The 24,588-nt window shown below is 72.3% G+C and carries 21 protein-coding genes; 7 read left to right on the top strand and 14 right to left on the bottom strand.

Annotated elements, in window-relative coordinates; genetic code table 11:
- Positions 1 to 124: 124 nt before the first annotated feature.
- The 3 genes from E9998_RS00400 to mdh form a co-directional block, all read right to left on the bottom strand.
- Positions 125 to 1,369, bottom strand: coding sequence for an APC family permease (locus E9998_RS00400; RefSeq protein ID WP_136527737.1), 1,245 nt, complete (start codon positions 1,367 to 1,369; stop codon positions 125 to 127).
- A 36-nt stretch (positions 1,370 to 1,405) separates the two neighbouring features.
- Positions 1,406 to 2,092, bottom strand: coding sequence for a phosphatase PAP2 family protein (locus E9998_RS00395; RefSeq protein WP_136527736.1), 687 nt, complete (start codon positions 2,090 to 2,092; stop codon positions 1,406 to 1,408).
- Between the two features lie 201 nt (positions 2,093 to 2,293).
- Positions 2,294 to 3,244, bottom strand: a complete 951-nt coding sequence (mdh, locus tag E9998_RS00390; RefSeq protein ID WP_136527735.1) for a malate dehydrogenase — start codon at positions 3,242 to 3,244, stop codon at positions 2,294 to 2,296.
- 363 nt (positions 3,245 to 3,607) lie between these two features.
- On the opposite strand from mdh, the gene E9998_RS00385 reads away from it, so the two are divergent.
- A complete protein-coding gene (locus E9998_RS00385) occupies positions 3,608 to 4,486 on the top strand; it encodes a sulfite exporter TauE/SafE family protein (protein WP_136527734.1) in 879 nt (292 codons plus the stop codon).
- Between the two features lie 61 nt (positions 4,487 to 4,547).
- Here E9998_RS00385 and E9998_RS00380 read toward each other — a convergent pair whose 3' ends face one another.
- A complete protein-coding gene (locus E9998_RS00380) occupies positions 4,548 to 5,714 on the bottom strand; it encodes an acyl-CoA dehydrogenase family protein (protein WP_136527733.1) in 1,167 nt (388 codons plus the stop codon).
- 334 nt (positions 5,715 to 6,048) lie between these two features.
- On the opposite strand from E9998_RS00380, the gene E9998_RS00375 reads away from it, so the two are divergent.
- Positions 6,049 to 7,443 carry a UDP-glucose dehydrogenase family protein gene (locus tag E9998_RS00375; RefSeq protein WP_136527732.1) on the top strand — a complete coding sequence of 465 codons (1,395 nt, stop codon included), beginning with the start codon at positions 6,049 to 6,051 and terminating at the stop codon, positions 7,441 to 7,443.
- Positions 7,444 to 7,588: 145 nt separating this feature from the next.
- On the opposite strand, the gene E9998_RS00370 is transcribed toward E9998_RS00375, so the two are convergent.
- A complete protein-coding gene (locus tag E9998_RS00370) occupies positions 7,589 to 7,840 on the bottom strand; it encodes a hypothetical protein (RefSeq protein ID WP_204745168.1) in 252 nt (83 codons plus the stop codon).
- Between the two features lie 3 nt (positions 7,841 to 7,843).
- Positions 7,844 to 8,437 (bottom strand): non-oxidative hydroxyarylic acid decarboxylases subunit B, encoded by a 594-nt coding sequence (locus tag E9998_RS00365; protein ID WP_136527731.1) that lies wholly within the window; start codon positions 8,435 to 8,437, stop codon positions 7,844 to 7,846.
- A 52-nt stretch (positions 8,438 to 8,489) separates the two neighbouring features.
- Between E9998_RS00365 and E9998_RS00360 the strand changes: the two genes are divergently transcribed.
- Entirely contained in the window at positions 8,490 to 9,395 is a 906-nt protein-coding gene (locus E9998_RS00360) for a polysaccharide deacetylase family protein (RefSeq protein ID WP_158299647.1), read from the top strand.
- A 120-nt stretch (positions 9,396 to 9,515) separates the two neighbouring features.
- Here E9998_RS00360 and E9998_RS00355 read toward each other — a convergent pair whose 3' ends face one another.
- The 5 genes from E9998_RS00355 to E9998_RS00335 all read right to left on the bottom strand — a co-directional run bounded on the left by E9998_RS00355 (position 9,516) and on the right by E9998_RS00335 (position 15,589).
- A complete protein-coding gene (locus tag E9998_RS00355) occupies positions 9,516 to 9,950 on the bottom strand; it encodes a hypothetical protein (RefSeq protein WP_136527729.1) in 435 nt (144 codons plus the stop codon).
- 107 nt (positions 9,951 to 10,057) lie between these two features.
- Positions 10,058 to 12,073: a CDP-alcohol phosphatidyltransferase family protein gene (locus E9998_RS00350; protein ID WP_136527728.1), complete on the bottom strand. Its 2,016-nt coding sequence runs from the start codon at positions 12,071 to 12,073 to the stop codon at positions 10,058 to 10,060.
- Entirely contained in the window at positions 12,070 to 12,915 is an 846-nt protein-coding gene (locus E9998_RS00345; protein WP_136527727.1) for an ABC transporter ATP-binding protein, read from the bottom strand. Before E9998_RS00345 ends, E9998_RS00350 begins: the two co-directional genes overlap by 4 nt.
- A 125-nt stretch (positions 12,916 to 13,040) precedes the next feature.
- On the bottom strand, positions 13,041 to 13,376 hold the full coding sequence (locus tag E9998_RS00340; RefSeq protein WP_136527726.1) for a hypothetical protein: 336 nt from the start codon (positions 13,374 to 13,376) through the stop codon (positions 13,041 to 13,043).
- A gap of 2 nt (positions 13,377 to 13,378) precedes the next feature.
- Entirely contained in the window at positions 13,379 to 15,589 is a 2,211-nt protein-coding gene (locus tag E9998_RS00335) for a glycosyltransferase family 2 protein (protein WP_158299646.1), read from the bottom strand.
- A gap of 562 nt (positions 15,590 to 16,151) precedes the next feature.
- On the opposite strand from E9998_RS00335, the gene E9998_RS00330 reads away from it, so the two are divergent.
- Positions 16,152 to 17,558: a glycosyltransferase family 2 protein gene (locus E9998_RS00330; protein WP_158299645.1), complete on the top strand. Its 1,407-nt coding sequence runs from the start codon at positions 16,152 to 16,154 to the stop codon at positions 17,556 to 17,558.
- 40 nt (positions 17,559 to 17,598) lie between these two features.
- Positions 17,599 to 19,128: a glycosyltransferase family 2 protein gene (locus tag E9998_RS00325; protein WP_136527723.1), complete on the top strand. Its 1,530-nt coding sequence runs from the start codon at positions 17,599 to 17,601 to the stop codon at positions 19,126 to 19,128.
- Here the strand turns inward: E9998_RS00325 and E9998_RS00320 are convergent.
- Positions 19,045 to 20,160 (bottom strand): glycosyltransferase, encoded by a 1,116-nt coding sequence (locus tag E9998_RS00320; RefSeq protein WP_136527722.1) that lies wholly within the window; start codon positions 20,158 to 20,160, stop codon positions 19,045 to 19,047. The genes E9998_RS00325 and E9998_RS00320 overlap by 84 nt on opposite strands.
- A gap of 339 nt (positions 20,161 to 20,499) precedes the next feature.
- Here E9998_RS00320 and E9998_RS00315 point away from each other — a divergent pair, with 339 nt between their 5' ends.
- Positions 20,500 to 21,777: a nucleotide sugar dehydrogenase gene (locus E9998_RS00315; RefSeq protein WP_204745167.1), complete on the top strand. Its 1,278-nt coding sequence runs from the start codon at positions 20,500 to 20,502 to the stop codon at positions 21,775 to 21,777.
- A 184-nt stretch (positions 21,778 to 21,961) separates the two neighbouring features.
- Here the strand turns inward: E9998_RS00315 and E9998_RS00310 are convergent, their stop codons facing one another.
- Positions 21,962 to 22,723, bottom strand: a complete 762-nt coding sequence (locus tag E9998_RS00310; protein ID WP_136527721.1) for an ABC transporter permease — start codon at positions 22,721 to 22,723, stop codon at positions 21,962 to 21,964.
- A gap of 2 nt (positions 22,724 to 22,725) precedes the next feature.
- Positions 22,726 to 23,694 carry an ATP-binding cassette domain-containing protein gene (locus E9998_RS00305; RefSeq protein ID WP_136527720.1) on the bottom strand — a complete coding sequence of 323 codons (969 nt, stop codon included), beginning with the start codon at positions 23,692 to 23,694 and terminating at the stop codon, positions 22,726 to 22,728.
- Positions 23,695 to 23,862: 168 nt separating this feature from the next.
- Between E9998_RS00305 and E9998_RS00300 the strand changes: the two genes are divergently transcribed.
- Complete coding sequence (locus E9998_RS00300; protein ID WP_136527719.1) at positions 23,863 to 24,537, top strand: PadR family transcriptional regulator; 675 nt, start codon at positions 23,863 to 23,865, stop codon at positions 24,535 to 24,537.
- Positions 24,538 to 24,588 lie beyond the last annotated feature (51 nt).

The raw sequence follows: 24,588 nt of genomic DNA, 5'->3' as shown, positions 1-24,588 counted from the left end.
ACCGTCGACTCCTCGCCCGGTGCCGACCCGTTGCGGCGCCGGTCGGAGGCCCCGCCGCGACCGTCGGCCCCTGACCCGTCGCCGACCCGTTGCGGCGCCGGCCCGCCGCGACCCCGGCCCGCCGCTAACCCGCCGCCGGCCTGCCCCGGCGCTCGGTGAAGGCGAACCAGGCCCCTCCCGCGGCGAGGACCGCGAGGCCGCCGAGGACCGATGCCGGAGGCAGGCTCGCGGCCACCAGGAGGCAGCCGCCGAGGCCGATCCACGGCAGGGGGGCACGCCGGTCGAGGGTGACCGCCGAGGCGTTCGCCACCGCGTAGTAGACGAGCACGCAGAAGCTCGAGAACCCGATCGCACCCGTCAAGTCGAAGGCGGACACCAGGAGCAGGACGAGGGCGCTCGCGGCGACCTCGGCGGCCCACGGGACGCCGAAGCGCCCGGACACGGCCGCGAGCGGCCGGGGCAGGCGCCCGTCGCGGGCCATCGCCAGGACGGTGCGGCCGATCCCGGCCAAGAGCGTCAGCAGCACGCCCGCGACCGCGACGCCCGCGCCGATCGACACCAGCGGCAGCAGCGCCGGGGCGCTCGCCCCGGCGAGGTCGGCGAGCGGCGCGGTCGACTCGGCGAGCGTCCCGGCGCCCAGGACGCTCAGCGCCGTCACCGCCACCAGCGCGTACACGGCCACGGTGGCGCCCAAGGCGATCGCGATCGCGCGCGGAACGGTCCACGCCGGGCGCGCGACCTCCTCGCCGAGCGTGGCGATCCGCGCGTACCCGGCGAAGGCGAAGAAGATGAACCCGGCGGCGGTGAGCGTCCCCCACGGGTGGGTGTGGCCCAGCGGCTGCGCGGCCACCGGGCCGGTCAGGCCGGCGGTGACGACCGCGCCGAGCACGAGGAGCGTGAGGGCGGCGAAGACCGCCGAGGCGACCGCGGTCCGCTTGACGCCCAGCAGGTTCACGGCGCAGAACGCGACGACGGCCGCCGCCGCGAGCGCCTTCGGATGGGACGGCAGCAGGTAGGCGCCGAGGGTGAGGGCCATCGCCGCGCCCGAGGCGGTCTTGCCGACGGTGAACGCCCAGCCGGCGGCGAACCCGGCGGCCGGGTGGAGCAGCCGCGTGCCGTACACGTAGGCGCCTCCGGCCTGCGGGTACAGGGCGGCGAGGCGGGCCGAGGAGCGGGCGTTGCAGTAGGCGAGGAACGCGGCGATCGCGAGGGCCGCGAGCAGGCCCGGGCCCGATCCGGCGGCGCGCGCCGCCGGGCCCCAGACGACGAACACGCCCGCGCCGAGCATGGAGGCGAGCCCGATCGCGATCGCTGAGGGAAGGCCGAGGCGTCGTCTGAGGGGCGGCCGTGCTCGGGGCGCAGTGGGCATGGCTCGAAGATACCGCGCGGGACTTCCGCTCCGGCCCTACCGATACCGCCGCTCGGGCTCCAGCCACAGTGGCAGCTCCACTGTGCCCCAGGGGACGCGCTGGACGATCCGGATGATGACCACGCCGATGAACAGGCCCGCGGGGGTGTCGCTGAACCAGTGGAAGCCCAGGTAGGTCGTGGAGTAGGCGACGATGAGCGGCGGCAGGGTCAGGAAGAGGACGCGGACCCACGGCGCGAAGGACCGGCCGACCATGAGCACGATGAACCCGTACCAGACCACGGCGTTGAGCACGTGCCCCGAGGGGTACGCACCGGCCGGCTCCAGCGAGGTCATGAGCACCGCCTGGGCGGCGTCGGCGTACGGCGGCTGGGAGATGTCGGGCCAGTGCGGGTAGACGCGCAGCAGCGTGTACTTCATGACCAGGACCGCCCCGGCCATGAAGTAGGTGGTGACGAACGCCAGGAGCGGGCGCACGTCGCGGCGGCGCCAGGCGATGATCGAGGCGATGCCGAGCGCGACGCCGCCGAGCGCGCCGCCCTGACCGAGCATGTTGGTGAGGACCGCGAACTGGTGGGTGAAGCCGGTGCGGTGGGCGTCGGCGGCGTCGCGCACGGCGATGTCGAAGTGCACCAGGGCGCTCGGCCAGAACAGCGGCACCGTCCATGCGACGAGTGCGACGACCATGGCGATCTCGAGCGCCCAGGAGCGGGGCCGCCTCACGACGAACGGCCTCCATCTGTCCGGCTTCGCCCGGTTATCGCGCTGCCCTACGACGCTCACGGCCGTAAGCCTAGCGACCGCCCCGGCGGCCGCGGAAGCGATATGGCCGGGGCCGCACCGGACCCGCGCCTGGCCCGGGGAACGACGAAGCGCCCGCGTCGCCCGCCGGTGCGGCGGGCGGCGCGGGCGCCGAAGACGCTGCTACAGCCCGGCGACGTCCGCCTGCTTGGCGCGGACCGCCTCGGCGGCCTCCTTGAGGTTCGCCAGCTCGGTCTCGTCGAGGGGCGTCTCGACGACCTTCTTGACGCCCTCGGCGCCGATCTGGGCGTTGACGCCCAGGTAGACGCCGGAGATGCCGTACTCGCCGTCGACCCACGCGCACACGGGCATGACCGCGCCGGAGTCCTCCGCGACGGCCTTGGCCATGCGGGCGGCGGCGGCCGAAGGCGCGTAGTACGCCGAGCCGGTCTTGAGCAGGGCGACGATCTCGGCGCCGCCGTTGCGGGTCTTGGTGACGAGCTCCTCGACCTTGTCGGCCGGGAGGAGGTCCGCGAGCGGCTTGCCGTCGACCGAGGACTGCGAGGGCACGGGCACCATCGTGTCGCCGTGCGAGCCGAGCGTCAGGGTGGTCACCGACCCGACGGGGACCTGGAGCTCCTCGGCCACGAAGTTCGTGAAGCGGGCCGTGTCGAGCATCCCGGCCTGGCCGAGCACGCGGTGCTTGGGGAAGCCGGAGGCGAGCTGCGCGAGCGCGGTCATCTCGTCGAGCGGGTTGGAGACGACGATGACGACGGCGTTCGGGGAGTGCTTGACGAGGTTCTCGGTGACCCCGCGGACGATCTTCGCGTTGACCTCCAGGAGGTCCATGCGGCTCATGCCGGGCTTGCGGGGCAGGCCCGCGGTGATGACGATGACGTCCGAGCCCGCGGTCTTGTCGTAGCCGCCGCCGTCGGCGTCGGTGGTCGCGCCCACGACCTTCGTCTCGAAGCCCTCGATGGTGCGGGACTGGTTCATGTCGAGGGCGATGCCCTCGGGCTTGCCCTCGACGATGTCGGTGAGCACGACCTCGTCGAAGACGTCGTACTCGGCCAGGCGCTGGGCGGTGGTGGAGCCGTAGAAACCGGCGCCGACGACCGTGACCTTCTTACCCATCGAATGCTCCTCTGCATTTCAGGCTGCCTGTGTGCTGCGCAGGCTCCCGGATTGGCTGGCGCCGTCGCCGGCGGCCAGAGTGTGCCAGGTGAATGGCGGGCCACGCTCGGTGACACGCCAACCGTGCGAGGCGAGCCGAGCGTAACCGGGTCTGTCCGTCCACGCTATGACTCGCGTCTCGAAGGGCGCATCCGGCCCCTGGTCGGGTGGCGGAGGCCTCCCGAACGGGCCCGGTGGCGCGCCCGCGCGATGATGTGAGGCGCCTTCGGGAAGCCCCGGCGTCCCGAAACGTGGACCAACGTTGACAACTCCTACTGATTTTGTGGAGTATTTGAGGGCCGTCCAGAACCGAGGGAGCCGCGCGTGCTGATCGCGACCACCATCCTCTCCGCCGTCGCAGCGGGCTTCGTCGCCCAGCTCGTCGACGGCAGCCTCGGCATGGGCTTCGGCACCATCACCATGACGTTCCTCCTCGGCCTCGGCATCGCCCCCGCGGTGGCCTCCGCCTCGGTGAACGTCGCGACGATCGCCACCGGCACCGTCAGCGCCGTCGCGCACACCCGCCTGCGCAACGTCCACTGGCCCACCACGCTGCGGCTGGGCATCCCCGGCGCCGTCGGCGGCTTCGCGGGGGCCTGGGCGCTCGTCTCGCTCACCCGCCTCGACGCGGCCACGCCCGTCACCAGCGCGATCCTCATCGCCCTCGGCGCGGTCATCGTGTGGCGCTTCGCGAAGGGCCGCGCCACCGCCACCGGGCCGGTCCGCTCGGGCTTCGCCGTCCCCACCGGCCTCGTCGGCGGCTTCCTCGCCGCGGTCGGCGGCGGCGGCTGGGGCCCGGTGACCATGCCCATCACGCTGGCGACCTCGCGCCTGGAGCCGTACAAAGTGGTCGGTTCGGTCTCGACCGCGCAGGTCTTCGCCTCGACCGCGGCCGTCGTCGGCTTCTGGTTCGCCGCCCCCGAGACGCTCACCGTGCTGTGGCCCCTGGTCGCCGGCATGGCCGTCGGCGGCATGGCGGCCGCCCCGCTCGCGGCCTGGCTCACCCGCCGCATCCCGACCGCGAAGCTCGGCTCGACCATCGGCATGCTCGTGGTCGCCTTGAACCTGCGGACCCTCCTGGGCGGCTTCGACCTCCCCTGGCCCGCCGTCACCGCCCTGTACCTCGCGCTCGCGGCCGTCTGGGCGCTCGTCCTCGTCGGCCCCCGCCGCCGCGCCCCCGAACCGGTCGAAGCCGAGGCCTGAAACGCACGAGGGGCCCGGACCGCCTCGCGGTCCGGGCCCCTGCGCTCCCTGCCGTAAAGCCTTAGAACGCCTTGCCGCGCTGGAGCTCCCGCGCGATGACGATCCGCTGCACCTGGTTGGTGCCCTCGTAGATCTGGGTGATCTTGGCGTCGCGCATCATGCGCTCCAGCGGGAAGTCCTGGGTGTAGCCGTAGCCGCCGAGGACCTGGACCATGTCGGTGGTGATCTGCATGGCCGCGTCGGAGGCGAAGCACTTGGCGGCGGCGCCGAAGTAGGTGAGGTCGGCGTCGCCGCGCTCGGACTTGGCGGCCGCGGCGTAGGTGAGCTCGCGGGCGGCGCTGATCTTCATGGCGGCGTCGGCGAGGAGGAACTGGACGCCCTGGAATGCGGCGATGGGGCGGCCGAACTGCTCGCGCTCGGCCGCGTAGGCGGTCGCGGCGTCGAGCGCGCCCTGGGCGATGCCGAGGGCCTGCGCGGCGATCGTCACGCGCGTGTGGTCGAGGGTGCGCATGGCGAGGGAGAACCCCTGCCCCGCTTCGCCGATGAGGCGGCCCGCCGGCAGGCGCACCGAGTCGAGGTAGACCTCGGCGGTCGGGGAGCCCTTGATGCCGAGCTTCTTCTCGGGCTTGCCGAAGGAGACGCCCGCGTCGCCCTTCTCGACGACGAACGCCGAGATGCCCTTGGCGCCGGCGCCCGGCTCGGTCACGGCGAACACGGTGTAGAACTCGCTGACGCCCGCGTTGGTGATCCAGCGCTTGACGCCGTCGAGGACCCAGCCGTCGCCGTCGCGCACGGCGCGCGTGGTCATGGACGCGGCGTCCGAGCCGGCCTCGGGCTCGGAGAGGCAGTAGGAGAACATCGCCTCGCCGGAGGCCACCGGCGGCAGGTAGCGCCGCTTGAGGTCCTCTGAGGCGTCCAGCAGCAGCGGCAGCGAGCCGAGCTTGTTGACCGCGGGGATGAGCGAGGAGGAGGCGCACGCGCGGGCGACCTCCTCGATGACGATCGCGGTGCCCAGCGCGTCGATGCCCGCCCCGCCGTACTCGGCCGGGATGTGCGGGGCGTGGAGGTCGGCCGACCGCAGCGCCTCGTACGACCGCTCGGGGAAGGCCGCGGCGGCGTCGGCCTCCGCGGCGCCCGGCGCGACCCCCGCGTCGCACACGGCGCGGGTCGCGGAGCGGATGTCGTCGTACTCTTCTGGCAGGCGGTAAGGGCTGAACCCGGTGGACATCGGCGGCTCCCGGCTGTAGTCGATCCTGTTGTTACTCGTCGGTAAGATAGGGCGAGTGTAACCCACCCCGCGCACACCTCGTGACCGGCGCCACCGTGAGTTTTCCACGGTTTCGCCGCAACGTCACAGGACGTTCATGCGTGAAGTTGAATATACGATGGCGCAGGCCATAGCCGTGTTCACGTACAATTCGAGGCCGCCGTGCGAACGGCCGACCGAACGGACACGGCGGCGCGCCGACGGACCGGACCGGGCACCAGGACCGGCCCCGCACGAACCAGGCCGCCCCGCACCGGGGGCGCCTCCGGACGAGCACAGACAGGGCACGCACCAGATGGTCAACGCGATCCAGACCCCTTCGCAGAACACCACCACCCGGCCCCGCATCTCCTTCCTGGGATGCGGCTACCTCGGGGCGACCTACGCGATCTGCTTCGCGGAGCTCGGGTACGAAGTGATCGGGTACGACGTCGACGCCGCCAAGATCGAGGCCTTCGCCTCCGGCGTGCTCCCGATCCACGAACCCGGCCTCCCCGAACTGCTCAAGAAGAACCTCGAAACCGGACGCCTGCGCTTCACCACCGACGTCAAGGACGTCGCCGAGTTCGCCGACGTCCACTTCATCTGCGTCGGCACCCCCCAGCGCCAGGGCGAGCACGGCGCCGACCTCTCCTACATCGAGTCCTCGGTCGTCGAACTCTCCGCGCACCTCACCCGCAAGGTCCTCATCGTCGGCAAGTCCACCGTCCCTGTCGGCACCGCCTCCTGGGTCCAGGAGCTCGTCGACCGCCACACCCCCGAGGGCCTGGGCGTCGAGGTCGGCTGGAGCCCGGAGTTCCTCCAGGAGTCGAACGCGATGCACGACGTCCTGCGCCCCAACCGGATCGTCTACGCCGCACAGTCCGAATGGGCCTCCCGCCTCCTCAAGGACGTCCACCGCGGCATCCTCGAACTCGCCGCCGTCGAGGACCGCGAGGTCCCCGTGGTCGAGACCGACCTCGCCACCGCCGAACTCGTCAAGGTCGCCGCGAACGCGTTCCTGTCGACCAAGATCTCCTTCATCAACGCCATGGCCGACCTGTGCGAGGTCACCGGCGGCGACGTCGCCGACCTCGCCAAGGCCATCGGCTACGACCAGCGCATCGGCAACAAGTTCCTGCGCGCCGGCATCGGCTTCGGCGGCGGCTGCCTGCCCAAGGACATCCGCGCCCTCTCCGCGCGCGCGGGGGAACTGGGCGTCGGCGAGTCCTTCCGCTTCCTCGACGAGGTCGACGCGGTCAACACCCGCCGCCGCTCCCAGGTCGTGCGCCACGTCGCCGACCTCGCCGAGCGCCCCACCGGGCCCAACGGCCCCGACCTGTCGGGCGTGCGCGTCGCCTACCTCGGCGCGACCTTCAAGCCCGACACCGACGACATCCGCGACTCCCCCGCGCTCGCGATCGCCCGGCGCCTGCGCGCCTGCCGCGCCGACGTGGTCGTCTACGACCCCGAGGGCCTGGAGAACGCGAAGTCGGCCGCGCCGGAGCTGAGCTTCGTGAAGACCCTCGCCGAGGCCGTGGCGGGCGCCGACGTGGTGTGCGCGATGGTCCCGTGGGAGGAGTTCCGCACCCTCGACCCCGAGGCGCTGGGCCAGCAGGTCGCCGAGCGCCGCATCCTCGACGGCATGAACGCCTTCGACCCCGCGCAGTGGACCAAGCACGGCTGGACCTACAAGGGCATCGGCCGCTAGCGACGAACGCTAATCGCCCGGGACGCATCACATCCCGGGCGATTAGCGTACATATACTTATATTCTCGGCGCTTGCCTTCAAAACGGACACCTGGGGACCCCCCGATTCAACGATGCCCGGCGGGTCCGACAGGGGCGGTTTCGATCAGGTCGCGAGGTTGACTCGGGTGAACGGCCAGGCGTGCGGGGCCCGTTCCACGAGCTCCTCGGGCGGGTCGGGCAGGCGGCGGGCCGGGGCCTCGCCGACGGCGATGACGACGACGCGGTCGCCCGCGATGAAGACCTCGGTGCGCACGGCCGGGTCGGCGACGGCGCGCACGCCCTCGTCCAGCACCCACCGCAGCAGTTCGGCGCCGCGGCCCTCGGCGGCCTTGGCCTCCCACATCAGCGTGTCCACCGGCTACTCCTCTTCTGCGCCCGCCCCGGTCGACCCGTCGAGGCCCTTCCAGCGCTTCGCCTTCGCGCTCTCCAGGCCGAACTGGTCGAGGGTCCGGGCGACGACGTGGTCGACGATGTCGTCGATGGTCTCAGGCAGGTTGTAGAAGGCGGGCACCGGCGGCAGCACGACCGCGCCCATGCGCGAGAGCGCCAGCAGGTTCTCCAGGTGGATCTCCGAGAGCGGGCTCTCGCGGGCGAGCAGGACGAGGCGGCGGCGCTCCTTGAGGGTCACGTCGGCGGCCCGCCCGATGAGGCCCTCGGTGTAACCGGTGCGCACGGCGGCGACGGTCTTCATCGAGCACGGCGCGATGATCATCCCGTCGGTGCGGAACGACCCCGAGGAGATCGGCGCGGCCTGCTCGCCGGGGCCCCAGTGGTGGTCGGCGAGCGCGGCGACCTCGGTGGCGCTGAACGGGGTCTCCAGGCGCAGTGTGGTCCGCGCCCAGCGGCTCATGACCAGGTGCGTCTCGACGCCCTCGATGTCGCGGAGCGCCTGGAGCAGGCGGACGCCGAACACCGCTCCGGTCGCGCCCGTCATGCCGACGACCAGTCGCATCGCTCCTCCTCGAATCCCCTGTGCAGTGGCACAGGACACCTACAATCACGTGATGAGGCACCACAAACTAGGCATTGCGGTCGCAGTCGCCACACTGCTGGTGCTCGCCTGGATCTGGCCCGAGGGCGGGGAGCCGCCCGAGGGGACCCTGGCCGCGACCGAGCCTACTGCCTCGGCGGCCCCCGCGCCCGAGACCGAGGGCGCCGGGGAGTCCGGGGACACCGGGGACGGCGCCAGCGCCGCCGACGAGTCCCCTGCCGAGACGGGCGCCGAGCCGTCGACCGAGGCGCCCGCGACCTCGCAGGCGCCCTCGTCCGCTCCCGTCCCGGCGCCGTCGGCCGAGCCGGCCTCGAACGCCTACGACGGGCCGCTGGGCACCCGCAACCACACCGATTCGGAGGCCGTGGCGCTCACCTTCGACGACGGGCCGTCGCCGGAGTGGACGCCGACGGTCCTGTCGATGCTGCGCGAACGCGGCATCAAGGCCACGTTCTGCGTCATCGGCGCCTACGCCGAGGCCTACCCCGAGATCATCGCCGACATCGTCCGCGAGGGCCACACGCTGTGCAACCACTCGTGGTTCCACGAGTTCGACCTGGGGAAGCAGAGCGAGGACGAGATCCGCGCGAACCTCCAGCGGACCAACGACGCGATCACGAAGGCCGCGCCCGGCGCCGCGATCGCCTACTTCCGCCACCCGGGCGGGCAGTGGACCGACCGGGCGATCGCCGTCGCCGCCGACATGGGCATGGAGTCGCTGCACTGGGCGGTCGACCCCTCCGACTGGGACAACGCGACGACCGAGTCGCAGATCGAGGACCGGGTGCTCGACCACACCGGGCCGGGCGCCATCGTGCTCCTGCACGACGGCGCCTCGAACCAGAAGGACATGTGCGGGGCCCTGGAGAAGATCCTCGACGAGTTCGACCGGCGCGGCTACGCGTACACCGCGCTCTGACCGCAGCGCGATTCGACGGCTGCGCGGTGCCGTGGCTGCACGGCGCTGCGGCCGCGCGGTGTCGCCGCCGCATGGCCTTGCGGCTGTGCCGTCGGCTCCGATCGCCTGCGGCTCTTCGTGTCAGCGGAGGTTCGCGGGCATCCGGCGGCCCGGCAGCAGCGCGAGGAACGCGAGGGCGAGGAGGCCGACGCTCATGCCCGCCTGCGCGGGGAACGCGAGGTTGAGGAACCCGCCGGCGTCGTCTTCGTCGTCGCCGCCGGTCGGGCCGGAGCCGGGCGAGGCGGCCTCGCCGGTCGGGCCGTTCCCGCCGCCGTCGCCGGTGCCCTCGGTGCCGTCGATGTCGGAGGTGCCGTCGCCGTCGTAGCTGGGGCTCGGGGTCGGGGTGCCGGGCGGCAGCGGGTAGGTCTGGTCGGCGTTCGACCAGTCCACTTGGGAAATGGCGTTCGCATTCGAGTCGCGTCCGCCGCCGTCGGTGTTCAGGGACAGCGAGAAGACGCCCACCGCCCCGATCACGGCCGCGGCGAGCACGAGTCGCGTGAACCGAAACCTGCGCACAGGTACACCTTAGTCGCGGGACGCCAGCGGTGTGCGCCCGTCGGGCACAGTGACCCGAACGAGTTCGCTTGACGGTCTTGGCACTCCGTGGCGAACCGGGTCGGCGTTCAGGCCGCGGCCGTCCGCGAGGCCCGCACGGTGCCCGCCACGACCGCGCCGACGAAGACCGCGGCGACGTACACGGCGAGCAGCCCGAAGACCACTGTGGCCACGGCCGGGTCGGTGAACGCGGCGGTCGCGGCGGCCGCGATCGCGATGAGGCTCCTTGCGGGCCAGCCGAGTCCCAGGTCCCGGCGGGCCACCGGCGAGGCGGCCTTGTCGAGTCCGGCGGCGAGGTCGTAGAAGTAGAGGGCGATGACGGCCAGGAGCGCGAACAGGACCGGCCAGGCGACGCCCGCGGTGATGCCGACCGCGGCGATGACGCCGAGTTCGACGGCGCGCAGGCCCGCGGGGATGAACCAGTCGAGGAGTCCCTCGTGGTCGGTGCGGGCGACCGAGACGGCGAGCACGAGAGCGAGCCCGGCGAGCCCGAACGGCACCCACGCGGGCGTGTCGAGTGCGGCGGCGGCCACGGCGGCGCCGGCGGCGAGGACGGCGGCGGCGGTCGCCGCGAGCGGCGTCATGTCGCCGCCGACGGGGCTGCGCGGCACCAGGCGCGCCAGCGGGCCGTCGTCGCGGTGCGCCGACCGGTCGGGGCGGCGCATGGCGGCGGTGCGGGCGGCCATCGACCGGAGGGTCCGGCCGAGGGTCGTGTAGGCGAGGGCGAGGAGCTGCCAGGCGAGGAGCGCGGCGAGCGCGACGGCCGGGCCGAACGCGAACGCGGCGACGGCCAGGAGCAGCCAGCGTTCGCCGACGGGGGCGACGACGGTGCGCTTGGCCCAGTACAGCGGCGTCCGGTGGGCGCCCATGACCTGCTCGGAGGCCGAGCCGAGGCGCTGCCCGAGGTGCGCGGCGCGCCCGGCGGGCGGCGCGGACTCGCGTTCGCGGGCCTTGCGGACCACGGCGGTGTCGAGCAGGACGGCGTACCAGGTGTCGGCGGTGTGCCGGACGGTCTGGGTGACCATGGCGCCGATGGCGAGGCCCCACGCGGCGGGCGCGGAGGCCCCGGCGGCGACGGCCCCGGCGGCGAGCCCGGCGTAGATGAGGAACTCCTTGGAGCGGTCGGCCATCATGTCGAGCCAGCCGCCGAAGGAGGAGAAGTTCTGGGTGTAGCGGGCCAGCTGGCCGTCGACGCAGTCGAAGACGAAACTGAAGTACATGAGGGCCGCGGCGGCGGCGAACCACAGGGAGGCGGCGCCCCCGCCGCCGAGGAGCGGCTCGCCCCATCCGGTGGCGAAGATCGCGGCGGCGGCCACGGCGAGGCCGATCGAGACCCAGGTGATGGGGGTGGGGGTCCAGCCGAGGCGCGCGGCGAGGACGACCAGGCGCGGCGACCAGCTGGAGACGGCGTAGGTCGCGAAGAGGTCGTCGTCGTGCTTGACGGCGCTGCGCAGGCGCCAGGCGTCCATGTCGACCGCTGCGAACGCGGCGGCGACCTCGCGGGCCTCCTCGCCGCCGCCGACACGGCGGTGTTCGAGGCCGCTGGTGGCGTAGGCGTTGACGGGGATCGCGCGGGCGTGGAGGGCGGCCAGGAGCGCTTCGAACGCGTCGCCGCCCGAGCGGCGCGGCCAGTGGCGTTCGAGCCGGGCGAGGTGGGCGGCGGAGACCTTCGCGAGCCCGCCGAGGCGGGTCGGGCCGGGCCCGGGCCCGGTGACGAGGCCGCGTTCGACGGCGACGGGCGCGGCGGTCGGGTCGTCGGCGCCCACGAGGACGCCCGAGCGGCGCGAGGAGTCGGAGAGGACGGCGGCGACCGTGGTCTGGGAGGCGACGAGGTCGGCGCACGCGGCGTAGAGGGCGCCGTCGCCGGAGAAGGCGAGTTCGCCCAGGTGGGCCAGGTCGGCGTCGGCGTCGGCCGACTCGATCTGGGCGGCCTTGACGGGCCGGTCGGTGCCGGGCCTGACCAGGACGGTCACGTCGTCGCAGCCGGCCTCGCGGATCTGCGCGATGAGGCGGTCGAGGACCGTGCGGTCCTCCTCGATCTCGGCGTAGCCGCCCGGAGCCGGCAGGATGACGGCTCGACTCACGTGGCGGCCTCGACGGGGCCGGGGACGAGGACGGGTGCGGCGGTGGCCTCGGCGGCCTTCTTGGCGGCGGCCTTCTTCGCGGCCTTCGCCTTCGCGTCGCGCTTCTCGGCGGCCTTGTAGGCGTCGAGCGCCTCCTCGACGGTGCCGTCGGTCTCCAGGGTGCCGGCGTCGAGGAAGATCCCGCGCTTGCAGTACTTCTTCAGGTCGCCTTCGGAGTGGGAGACGAACACGAGGGTGCGGCCCTCTTCGAGGAGGCCCGCGATGACGGCCTGGCACTTGCGCTTGAACGCGGCGTCGCCGACGGCGAGCGCCTCGTCGACCAGGAGGATCGGGTGCGGCAGCTGCGTGATGACGCCGAAGCCCAGGCGGACCTTCATGCCCGAGGAGTAGTGCTTCAGGGGCGTGTCGATGAAGTCCTCGAGCTCGGAGAAGTCGACGATCTCGTCGAACTTCGACTTGATCTCCTTGGTGCTCATGCCGTGGAGCGCGCCGACGAGGTTGACGTTCTCGCGGCCGGTGAGGTCGCCGGAGAACCCGGCCGACAGGGCGATGAGCGGGGCGACGCGGCCCTCGCGGCGCACGTAGCCCTCGTCGGGGATGAGGACGCCGGTGATGAGGCGCAGCAGCGTGGACTTGCCGGTGCCGTTGCGGCCGATGATGCCGACGGCGTCGCCGGGGAAGATGTCGAAGTTGACGTGCCGCAGCGGCCAGAAGTCCTGCTGCGCGGCGCCCTTCTGGTTGGCGGCGCGGCGCACGAAGAGGTCTTTGACGCGGGCTTTCTTCTGCTTGCCTTTCGCGAAGCAGATCCCGAGGTCGCGAGCCTGAATGATCGGCTCTTCCATGGGGGCGGCCCTCCCGGAACAGGTGGTTGCTGTGCGGCTTGCAATGGCGGGCCAATACTACCGCCCGGTCGGCCGGGCCCGGTGCGGGCCGATCCGTGAGGGGCCTCTCCCCGGCGGGGGCGGGTTCAGCGCTCGCCCGCGGCGGCGCGGCGGCGCTCGCCGGCGAGGCGTTCGGCCTCGAAGGCGGCCAGGATCTTGCGGTAGGTGAACTCGGTGCGCTCGGCCGACTCGCGGGCCTCGACGCGGGCCCGGCGGGCCTCGCTCCAGCCGAGGGCGACCGCGCCGAGCGTGAGCAGGCTCATCAGGGATGAGGCGGCCCACAGGAGCCGGAGGTCGCCCCAGAAGGCGAGGGCCGCGAGCGAGGCCGCGAGCACCGGTCCGGCGACGGCGGCCAGGCGGGCGGCCGAGGGCCGGCCGAGGCGGCGGTGGAGGGCTCTGAGCTTCGGTATCAAGGCAGGCACTTTCAGACGCGGGCGTGGGCCAGGAGGCCGGTGACGAGGGTGCGGTAGGAGTCGTGGCTGAACCGCTCGGCCACCCGCCGGCGGGCGAGCGCGGACTGGGCGAGGAAGCGGCCCGGATCGGCGCGGTGCGCCTCCACGATACCGGCCACTGCGGACGGTTCGCAGTACAGCGCGGCGTCGCCGAACGTCGGCTCGAAGCGCGGGGGCAGGACGGTCACGCACCCTGCGGCGAGCGCTTCGAGGACGGCCCTCCCGAACGCCTCGTACTGCATCGGGTGCGGGAAGTAGATCCAGAAGTCGAGCTGGAACAGGAACGAGTCGACGTCGGTCTCGTTGTAGCCGTAGCAGGTCCACGAGTGCGGCGGGGCCTGGCCGGTGACGGCGGCGACGCTCTTGACACCGCCCATGACGCGCACGTCCCAGCGCCCGTCCCCGGGGTAGACCAGGGGCAGGTCGGCGGCGAGGGGCCACTTCGTCCAGTCGTCGCGGGAGTGGCGCCCGACGACGGGGACGGCCGCGCGGAACCCGGTGCGGGCGGGCGCGATCGCGGCCGGGTCGAGGATGCCGGGCATGTCGAAGTCGGCGAGGGCCCCGGCGGTGAGGCCGTCGAGGACCGACCCGGTGCGCTCCTTCGGTTCGAGCGCCTCGCGGACCTGCGGCCCCTGCGGCACCCACAGCGGCTCGACGCCGAACATGTCGGTCGCGTTGGCGTGGCACGCGTCGGGGTCGTATCGGATGTCGGAGCCGTCGCGTTCGGCCGGGGCCTGGTTGGCGAGGACGACCATCCGGGCCGGGCGCAGGCCCGCGCGCTCGCCGGCGCGGAACTGGAGGATCGGCGGGTACCGCAGAACGAGCAGGTCGCAGGTGGCCTCGTCGGTGACCAGGACCTGGTCGACGGTGCCGTCGTTGATCCACCGCTGGATCGGCTCGCACATCAGCCGGTCCTCGGTCGTCATGTGCCGCCACGACTCCAGGTGCATGACCGCGACCTTCAATCCGGTGCCGCGCAGCGCCCGGATCTCCTCCATCGTGGACTTCTGAGGTCCGCCGAAGGGCCGCCAGTCGAGGCAGAACACGACGTCGAAGTGCCGCGGCCCGGGCCGCGCGGCCGTGATGCGGTGCGGGGCCGCGAACGGGCGCTCCTCCGGATCGCGCTCCAGGCGCGGATCGGCCGTCCCCTTCGCGATCGCCTTGTGCCACAGCGGGTACGCCGACTGGTAGGCGCGGCGGGACGGGTGCTTCCAGCCGGGCCCGAACTCCTCGCGCGAGAGCGAGCCGGGCGCCTGGCGCATGAGCGTGTCCCGCACCCCGTCGAGGCGGCGCACCGCCGCGGGGCCGAACGCGGCCCCGATCCGGTGCAGGAACTCCGTGTCGGCGCCCTTGCGGACCTCGTCGTAATACCCGACCCGGTCGATGACGCTGCGCCGCAGCGTCATCGACGCCGTCGACGTCGTCGCCAGCACCCGCCCCGGCCGCGTCACCGTCAGGTCCTCGTTGAACAGGAACGCCTCCCCGTACGTCAACTGGAGCGCCGGGTCGGCCAGGAGCGGCGCGACCGAACGCGCCAGGCGCCCCGGCGCGGCCCAGTCATCGGCGTCCAGCCCGGTCACGAAATCCCCGGTCGCGGCGTCGAACGCGGTGTTCCGCGCCGCGAACGTGCCCCCGTTGACGGGCCTGCGGATCACCCGCACCCGCTCGTCCAGCGCCGCCGCCGCGTCCAGAACCGGCCCGAACGCCTCCCCCGACGCGTCGTCCACGACGAGGACCTCCAGGTTCGCCCACGAGCCCTCCACCAGCGACCGCACCGCCGTCAACAGCTCCCGGCCCGGCCGGAACGCCGTCACGACCACCGACACCTTCGGCCCCTCCACGCGCGGCACCGGCGCGGCGCGCAGCCGGTCGAACCGGGGCAGCGCCGCATCCTCGCCCACGGGGTCCAACCGCAGCCCCGGCTGCCCGCACAAGGCGCCCAGGCGCGCGAGCCAAGCCGACTCGGAGCCGCCGCGACCGGACACCGCCGGGTCGGGATGGGCGAGGTCGGCCAGCAGCGCCCCCCGCTCCAACGGCCGCATACGCCTCCCGTAGCAGCGCAGCAAGAAACGGGCCCGCCGCCACTCGCCGAGCGCGAAGGCGATCTGCGCGTGCACGGCGGCGTCGCGAGCACCGACGCGCCGCGGACCGGCGACGTCGAACGCGAGATCGTACAACGCCAAGGCGTCCCGGCGATCCTCCTCCGCATCCGACTGGAGACCCACCACCCGCGCCAGGTCCCGCAGCGCCGCCGGACGCACACCGGACGCCGCGGCCCGCCGCGGCCCGCCGCCCGCGCGCGCGGCCGCCACCAGATCCGCGAACGGCAACCCCCGGTGAGCGCCGCGGGCGAGCAGGTGACGAGCCGCCGGCGAACGCGTCCGCAGCGCCGTGGCGACCAACGACCCGGGCTCCCTCGCCTCCGACCGCATCAGATAGTCGTCGGTGAGGCGGGTCGGATAACGGGCGGCCTCGTCAGCTGCGATCATCGGCTCAGTTCATCTCCAGGTTCCATTCCGCCCAGATCTTCGCGTGTCCAATCGCAATGGAGTTGAATTGCACACGAACAAAAGCCCTTGCCTGTGTAAACAGATGCTGAACTGGGAAGCCGGTCAGTACTCGCATTCGCGCCCGGGATATCGTGGGCGCGAAATGAGCGACTCAACGAAACGCCCGCGCATCATCCGCAACGACTATAGGGCGCTCCGCCCGTCGAATGCAGTCGATTGGAAGCCCAGTCTCGCGGTGAGCGTGGTCGTGCCGGCCTACGGCGGCCAGGACAAGCTCGACCTCACCCTCGCCGCCCTCGCCGCCCAGACCTACCCCGCCGACCTCCTCGAAGTCGTCGTCGTCGACGACAACTCGCAGCCGCCCCTGCGCCTGCCCGAACTGCGCCCCGAACACACCCGCCTCGTCACCACCGCCCCCGACTCCTGGGGCTCGGCCCACGCCGTCAACACCGGCGTCGACCACGCCGAAGGCCAGGTCGTCCTGCGCCTCGACGCCGACATGGTCGCCTACGCCGACCACGTCGAACAGCAGCTGCGCTGGCACCACGCCGCCGACTACCTCGCCGTCCTCGGCCACAAGCGCTTCGTCGCGTGGGAACCGGGCCGCATGACCCCCGAGCAGGTCCACGAGAAAGTCGCGTGCGGCGAGGCCGCCGCCCTCTTCGCCGTCGAGGACTCCGCCCCGCACTGGATCGAGCACGTCATCGCCGACACCGACGGCCTGACCGCCCACCACCCCGGCAACTACCGCGTCTTCATCGGCGCCACCGGCTCCCTCCACCGCGACCTCTTCAAGACCGTCGGCGGCCTCGACACCGACCTGCGCCTGGGCTCGGACACCGAGTTCGCCTACCGCCTCGCCCAGGCCGGCGCCGTCTTCGTCCCCGAGACCCAATCGTCCGCCTGGCACCTCGGCATCCCCCAGATGCAGGCCAAAGAGGACGAAGGACGCCGACAGCGCGTCCCCCACATCGCACAGCGCGTCCCCCTCCACGGCATGCGCCGCACCGCCCCGCCCCGCGCCTGGCGAGTCCCCCTGATAGACATCGTGATCGACATCACCGACGCAACGGTGGCCGATGTGGACGCCTGCGTCGCCCCGATCCTCGGCGGCCCCGACGGCGACGCCCGCATCACCCTCGTCACCGGCCAGGGCCCCCCGCCGCACGACCGCGTCTCCATCCTCGCCGGCGACGGCGCCCAACCGCGCCTCATCGAAGAGCTCTACGGCACCGAAACACGCGTGCGCCGCAGCACCGACACCCCCGAGCACGACCCCGCCGTCCCCTACCGGCTCCTCCTGCCCAAACCGATACCCCTCGGCCCCAAGAGCATCGGCAAACTCCTCGCCGCCATCGAACGCGTCGACGCCGGTCTCCTCCTCGCCGCCCTCCCCGACGGCCCCCCGGCCCGCCTCGAACGGACCGCCGCCTTCGCCCGCGCCCGCCACATCACCGGCGACACCGACCTCGACCAGGTCGTCGCCGGCATCTGGGGCGTCGCCGAACACCAGGGCCTCGCCGAACCCGAACCCGGCCCCACCGTCTTCAACCCCCCGCCCGCCGACCCCGCCCGCCGACTCGTCCGGCGCCTCCTCGACGCCCGCCAACGCGCGCGCCTGCGCGCCCTCCTCCGCAGATGAAGGCGGCCGACATGACACGCCACCGCATGGGCGCCCAGGCATGAACGGACCGCACGCGAACCCGGCCGTCCTGCGCCACAACGACTACGGCCCGCTCGTCAGAACCGACGACGACCCGGTCCTCAGCGTCAGCGTCGTCGTCCCCGCCCACGGCCACCAGGACAAGCTCGACGTGACCCTGGCCGCCCTCGCCGCCCAGACCTCCCCCGCCGACCTCCTCGAAGTCGTCGTCGTCGACGACGGCTCCACACCGCCCCTGCGCCTGCCCGAACTGCGCCCCGAACACACCCGCCTCATCGCCCCGGACCCCGTCACCACCGGTGTCGGCTGGGCCTCGGCCCACGCCACCAACACCGGCGCGGCCCACAGCGACGGCGACGTGATCCTGCGCCTCGACTCGGACATGCTCGTCTTCGACGACCACGTCGCGTCGCAGCTGCGCTGGCACCACACCGCGGACTACCTGGCCGTACTGGGGCACAAGCGGTTCGTGGACTACCGGCCGGGCGACCTCGACCCGGCGGCGGTGTTCGCGGCGGTGCGCGAGGGCAGGGCCGGGGAGCTGTTCGACGCCGGGGCCTCCGAGCCGCAGTGGATCGAGACGATCATCGACGTCACGGGCGGGCTCCGCGAGGCCGACCACCGGGCCTTCCGGGTGCTCGTGGGCGCCTCGTTCTCGGTGCACCGCAGCCTGTTCGAGGCCTCGGGCGGCATGGACGCGGAGGTGGTGCTCGGTTCCGATACCGTCTTCGGGTACCGGCTGCACCAGGCCGGCGCCGTGTTCGTGCCCGACGACCGGTCCTCGTCGTGGCACCTGGGCCCCCGCCAGATCGCCGCCCGCGGCGACCTCGCGAAGCGGTACCGCCGCCCCCACATCGCCAACCGCGTGCCCGAACTCGACCGCAAGCGCCCCAGGGCGTCCCGCGGCTGGGACACGCCGCTCGCCGACGTGATCGTCGTTCCGTCCACGCCGGATACTGATGCGGCCGAGAGGGAACCGGCCACCGACGCGCCGACCGCCTCTGGTGCGGACGTCGACATCGAGTCCTGTGTGGATGCCCTCCTGTCCGGCTCGGTGCCCGACCTGCGGGTGACCGTGCTCGGCAAGTGGCCCGAACCCGTCACCGGACGCCATGCGCCCCTGGACGACCCGGACCTCGACGCGCGGCTGCTCGTCGAGTCCTTCCGCGGCGAGCCGCGGGTGCGGTTCGCCGCCGAAGCGCCCGTGGACCCGAGAGTGCCCTACCGCCTCCACGTCCCCGACGCGGTGACCGCGGGGCCCGAAGCAGTGGCGTCCATTGTGGCCCACGCGAACGAGCACCGGCTCGGCCTGGTCGAAGTCGCACTGCCGCAGGGGATGGTGCGCCTGGAGCGGACCGCCGCCGCCGCGCGGGCGGCGCACCTCGGCGTCGCGATCGACGCGGTGTGGGGCTACCAGCGGGTCGTGTCCGGGCCGCTCGCGGCGGCCTTCACCGCCCCGGAGCCGTCAGTCGCGGCCGAGCCCGGTGGGGCCGCCGAAGGTCTGGGCGGCAAGGCCTTCGGGCTGCTGAAGCGCACGCTCGGACGCTGACCCCCCGGCCGGACGGCCGGTCCGCTGCACCCGCTTGGAGAGCCGGTACACCTGGCGCAGCGCCTCGTACCCGAGATAGGCCCGGGCGGCGAGGAGCCGCTGCTTGAGGCCCGTCACGCCCTCGGCGGGACGCCACGCCTCCGGCCCCGGGTGGTACCGGCGGTACAGCTCGGAGGTGCGGCGGAAGAACTCGCGGCGCTTCTTCGGGTCGACGCGCTCGGTGTTGCCGATGACGAGCAGCAGGTGCCAGACCATGTGGTTGAACAGCGCCACCCGCACGCCCTCGTCCTCGACGCCCGCAAGGTCGTCCCAGGTGCGCTGCCACTGGGTGAACACGTCGAAGTGCCGGTCGTCGCGGGTGCGCGTGATGGACGAGCCCGCCCGCTGGCGCCACTGGTAGCAGCACTCGGTGACCACGGCGATCCGCTCCGCGCGGTGCAGCAGCCCGTACGTCCAGGGGATGTCGGTGTACCAGCCCGCGGGGAAGTCGAGGTCGATCCCGGTGAGGAAGCCGCGCCGGGAGACCTTCGTCCAGGGCGTGTGCGTGTAGTCCACGATCTGCGGCCACTGCGCGAGCGTGAACGCGCCCGGGTCGGCCGGGCAGTGCTCCGCGAGGTCGGCGAGCTCGCCGATCTCCACGACCTCCCCGGTGGGCGTGCCGATGTCGCGGACCTTCTCGTGCTGCACGAGCACCACGTCCGGCCCCGCGGCCACCGCGGCGAGGACGCGCGCGACGGCGCCGGGCTTGAGCTCGTCGTCGGCGTCCACGAACCACACGTAGTCGCCGGTGGCCTCGGCGAGGCCGACGTTGCGGGCCGGGCCCGAACCGGCGTTCTCGGGGGTGGAGACGATCCTGATGCGGTCGTCGCCCTGCGCGTAGCGCTCGGCGACGGCACGGGAGCCGTCGGGCGAGCAGTCGTCGACCACGACGACTTCGAGCCGGTCTTCCTCGCCGCCCACGATGGTGTCGAGGCACCCTGCGAGGTATTCCTCGGCCTCGTAGACGGGGATGACGATGCTCAATGAGGGCATGACACCGATGGTAACTCCGGAAGAACAGCCGCACCGGCCGCCGAATATGACGTGCGCGACTGTACGAATCACCCATTTCGGCTCGTGAACGGCAGGATTCGCACCTCAGGAGGGTCGCCGCGGGCGCCTCACGGCGCCCATTCGCGACCGGTGAACTCTTATCGATCTGTCGGTGAACAAACGGTTCGATCGACCGATGTCGACTCCGACATGGACGAGAAATGAACGCGCGACCAACACGGATCGACGTTTACCCTGGTCAATAGGACCGCGCCGAAGATTGCTAATCTCGATTCGCATTCACACCGCACACCCCGTCCAATCGCAGAGGAGTCCATTGTGGCACCCGTTGTGCAGGCAGGCCCTCCCGTCGACCTCGTCGTGGTCGGCCAGGGCTACGTCGGCCTGCCGCTGGCGCAGGCGGCGACCGCCAAGGGCCTCACCGTGGTCGGCCTCGACCGCTCGCAGCGGGTGGTCGACGCCCTGAACGCCGGCGCCAGCCACATCGACGACATCGCCGACGCCGAACTCGACGCGATGCTCCGCCAGGGCTACACGGCCACCGCCGACCCCGCCGTCCAGGCGCGCGCCAAGGCGATCGTCATCTGCGTCCCGACCCCGCTGGGCGAGGCCGGCGGCCCCGACCTGGCGGCCGTCGTCGGCGCCGCGCACTCGGCCGGGAAGCACCTGGCCCGGGGCGCGCTCGTGGTCCTGGAGTCGACGACGTACCCGGGCACCACCGAGGAGATCGTGGCCCCGATCCTGCGCGAGGAGTCGGGCCTGGAGCCGGGCGTGGACTTCCACCTCGCGTTCTCGCCCGAGCGCGTGGACCCCGGCAACCCGGTGTACGGGATCGTCAACACCCCCAAGGTCGTCGGCGGGTTCACCGAGGCGTGCACCGCGGCCGCGCGGGACCTGTACGGCGCGTTCATCGACCGGATCGTGGTGGCGAAGGGCACACGCGAGGCGGAGATGGCGAAGCTGCTGGAGAACACGTACCGGCATGTGAACATCGCGCTGGTGAACGAGATGGCGGTGTTCTGCCGGGAGCTCGGCGTGGACCTGTGGGACGCGATCGACCTGGCGAAGACGAAGCCGTTCGGGTACCAGGCGTTCTACCCGGGGCCGGGGGTCGGGGGGCACTGCATCCCGATCGACCCGAACTACCTGTCGTACAAGGTGCGGACGCTGGGCTACCCGTTCCGGTTCGTGGAGCTGGCACAGGAGATCAACAACCGGATGCCGGAGTACGTCGTGGGGCGGGCGATGGCGAAGCTCAACGCGTCGGGCCTGGCGCTGTCGCGGGCGCGGGTGCTGCTGCTCGGGGTGACGTACAAGCCCGACATCGCCGACCAGCGCGAGTCGCCTTCGACGCCGGTGGGCCGCAAGCTCGTCGAGGCGGGCGCGGAGCTCGCGTACCACGATCCGCACGTGGCGTCGTGGAGCGTGGCGGGGCACGAGGTCGAACGGGTGGCCGATCTGGCGACCGCGAAGGCCGACCTCATCGTGGTGCTGACGCACCACGCGGAGTACACGCCCGAGGCGCTGCCTTCGGGGGTGCCGGTGCTGGACACGCGGGGTGCGCTGCGCGGCGCCGACGACGTCGAGGCCCTCTGACCGGCCCCGGGCAGTCCCCCGCCCTCCCAGGGGGGCGACCCCACGTCAAGTCTCCCGGGCGGGTCCGACAGAAAACCCCCGTTCTTACACGCGTAAGGAAAAATGTCGCCCGAAAGAGTGAAAGGGCCGCCGCGCACCCGACGGTGCGCGGCGGCCCTTCCCGTTGCGGGACGGGCGGTCGCGGTCAGGCGACCGCGCGGGCGAACTTGCGGCTGGCCCACCAGACGAGGAGCACCGCGAGGCCGCCGATGAAGACCGCGGCCTGCCACACCGCGTCGTTGCCGAGGTCCCCCGCGAACAGGGACCGGGCGGCCTCGACCGCGTAGTAGAACGGGTTGAAGTCGGCCACCGACTGGAGCCATGCCGGCGCCAGCGCCATGGGCAGCATGATGCCCGACAGCAGCATGATCGGCTGGACCACGGTGTTGAGCACGGGCGCGAGCGTGTCCTCGCTCTTGAGGACCATCGCCACGCCGTACGAGAGCGCGCCGAGCATGAACGAGGTCAGGATGATGATCCCGAACATGAGGAACACGCCGCCCCAGTCGATCTGGAGGCCGCCGATGAGCGCGGCCAGCACGACGAGGATGAACGCCTGGATCACCGTGGTGGTGACCGTCGAGAGCGTCCGGCCGATGAGCAGGGCGACGCGGCTGACCGGGGTGACCCGCATCCGCTCGATGACCCCCTGGCGCAGCTCCGCGATGAGGCCGAAGCCGACGAAGGTCGAGCCGAACAGCGCCATCATGATGATCAGGCCCGGCACGAAGGTCTCCATCGCGCCCGCCTCGAAACCGGGGGTGCCCTCCAGGCCGTCGAGGAGCGGGGCGAAGAAGATGAGGAAGTACAGCGGCTGGATGAGCATGACGACCAGCCACACCGGCTGCTTGAGGTTGAGCTTCATGGCCCGCGAGTAGACGAGCCAGGTGTCGCGCAGTGCCTTCATGGTCACTTCTCCTCTCGCAGCGACCGGCCGGTCTGCTTCAGGAACACGTCGTCGAGGCTGGGCCGGTGCAGCTCGATGGAGGCGGGGGCGATCGCGGCGGTGTCGAGGGCGCGCAGCAGCTCGGGGAGCGCTGCGGCGCCGTCGTCGACGTAGAGGCGCAGGAGCGCGACCCCGGTGGCCGGGTCGGGTTCGCCGGCCTCGACCTCGCGGACGAAGCCCTTGCCGCCCAGGAGTTCGTGGGCCTCGGCGGCCTGGCCGGTCACGCCGATGAGGACGACGTCGCCGGCGACCTCCTTCTTGAGCGACAGCGGCGTGCCCTCGGCGACGATCTCGCCGTGGTCGATGATGGCGATCCGGTCGCACAGGGCGTCGGCCTCGTCGAGGTAGTGCGTGGTCAGGAAGACCGCGGTGCCGCGTTCGCGCAGGGCCCGCACCTCGTCCCACATGTGGGCGCGCGACTGCGGGTCGAGCCCGGTGGTCGGCTCGTCCAGGAACAGGAGCTTGGGCTCGTGCATGACGCCCAGGGCGATGTCGAGGCGGCGCTTCTGGCCGCCGGAGTAGGTCTTGACCATGCGGTCGGCGAACTCTTCGAGTTGGAAGGCCTTGAGAACGACCGCGGCGCGCGCGGCGGACTCGCGCTTGGACTTGCCGTAGAGGCGGCCCTGCATGACGAGTTCGTCGCGGGCGGTCACCTCGCCCCAGGTGCCGCCCTCCTGGCCGACGAAGCCGATGTCGCGGCGCACGCCGGCGGGGTCGCGGGCGAGGTCGTGGCCGCAGACGCTCACCTTGCCCTCGGTGGGTTCGATGAGGGTGCTGAGCATCCGCATCGTGGTGGTCTTGCCGGCGCCGTTGGGGCCGAGGAGTCCGAAGATCTCGCCCTCCTTGACGGCGAGGTCGACGCCGCGCACGGCCTCGACCTCCTTGCCGCGGGACTTGAAGGTCTTCTTCAGCCCCTTGGTCTCGATGAGCATGGGTACCTCACGGGTGGGTGGGTCGTGGCCGCCCTGAGACGGCCGGTTTCCTTGATCAAGTTTGACTATATACAGGTGTCGATCAAGGCCGCAACTTGGAATATCACGTGCGCCACCTGCACCGGCGGGCTGAAATGCGATAGTCAAGGATGAAGTAACATTGCGTGCATGTGGAGTACGCGACTGCTCGTCCTCGGCCTGGTGCGGTGGCTCGGCCCCGTCCACGGCTACCTCGTCCGCCGCGAACTCGACACCTGGCGGATGCCCGGAGCCCCGGAGGTCGGGGCGGGCTCGATCTACCACGCCCTCAAGCGCCTCACCGCCGACGGCCAGCTGGAGGTCGCCGCCACCGAGTCGGTGGACGACCGGCCCGCCAGGACCACGTACCGGATCACCGCGAAAGGCGAGGCCGAGTTCCAGCGGACACTGCGCGAGAAGCTGTGGGACGTGGCCGAACGCGACGACCCCTTCGCCACCGCCTGGGCGTTCGCGCAGGTGCTCACCCCGGCCGAGAACATCGCGATCCTGCGGCAGCGGGCCGAGGTGCTCTACTCCCGCGTCGAGCAGGTGACGATCCTGCTGGCCGCCACCACCCCCGAGTTCGTCCAGGGCCGGGAGGGCGAGTTCGTGCCCGCCCACGCGCGGGCCATGCTCAAGCGCCAGACCGACCTGTGGAACACCGACGCCGAATGGTGCGAGGACACGGCGAACCGCATCGAGTCGGGCGACCTGGAGGTCGGAGCCGACCTCGACGCCGCGCAGGCCGGCCACTGGCGCGAGGCGATCAGCAGCGAACGGTTCATCGACACGGTCACCGAGCGGCACCACCTGTTCGACGAGTGAGGTGAGCCGATCGTGTCACCTGAACGATCGTTTAATAGATCACCTTAAAAA

The sequence above is a fragment of the Glycomyces paridis genome (assembly GCF_004912155.1).
Classification (GTDB): Bacteria; Actinomycetota; Actinomycetes; order Mycobacteriales; family Micromonosporaceae; genus Glycomyces; species Glycomyces paridis.
The sequence above is the reverse complement of the archived record's forward strand: the minus strand, read 5'-3'. Positions and strand labels throughout refer to the sequence as shown.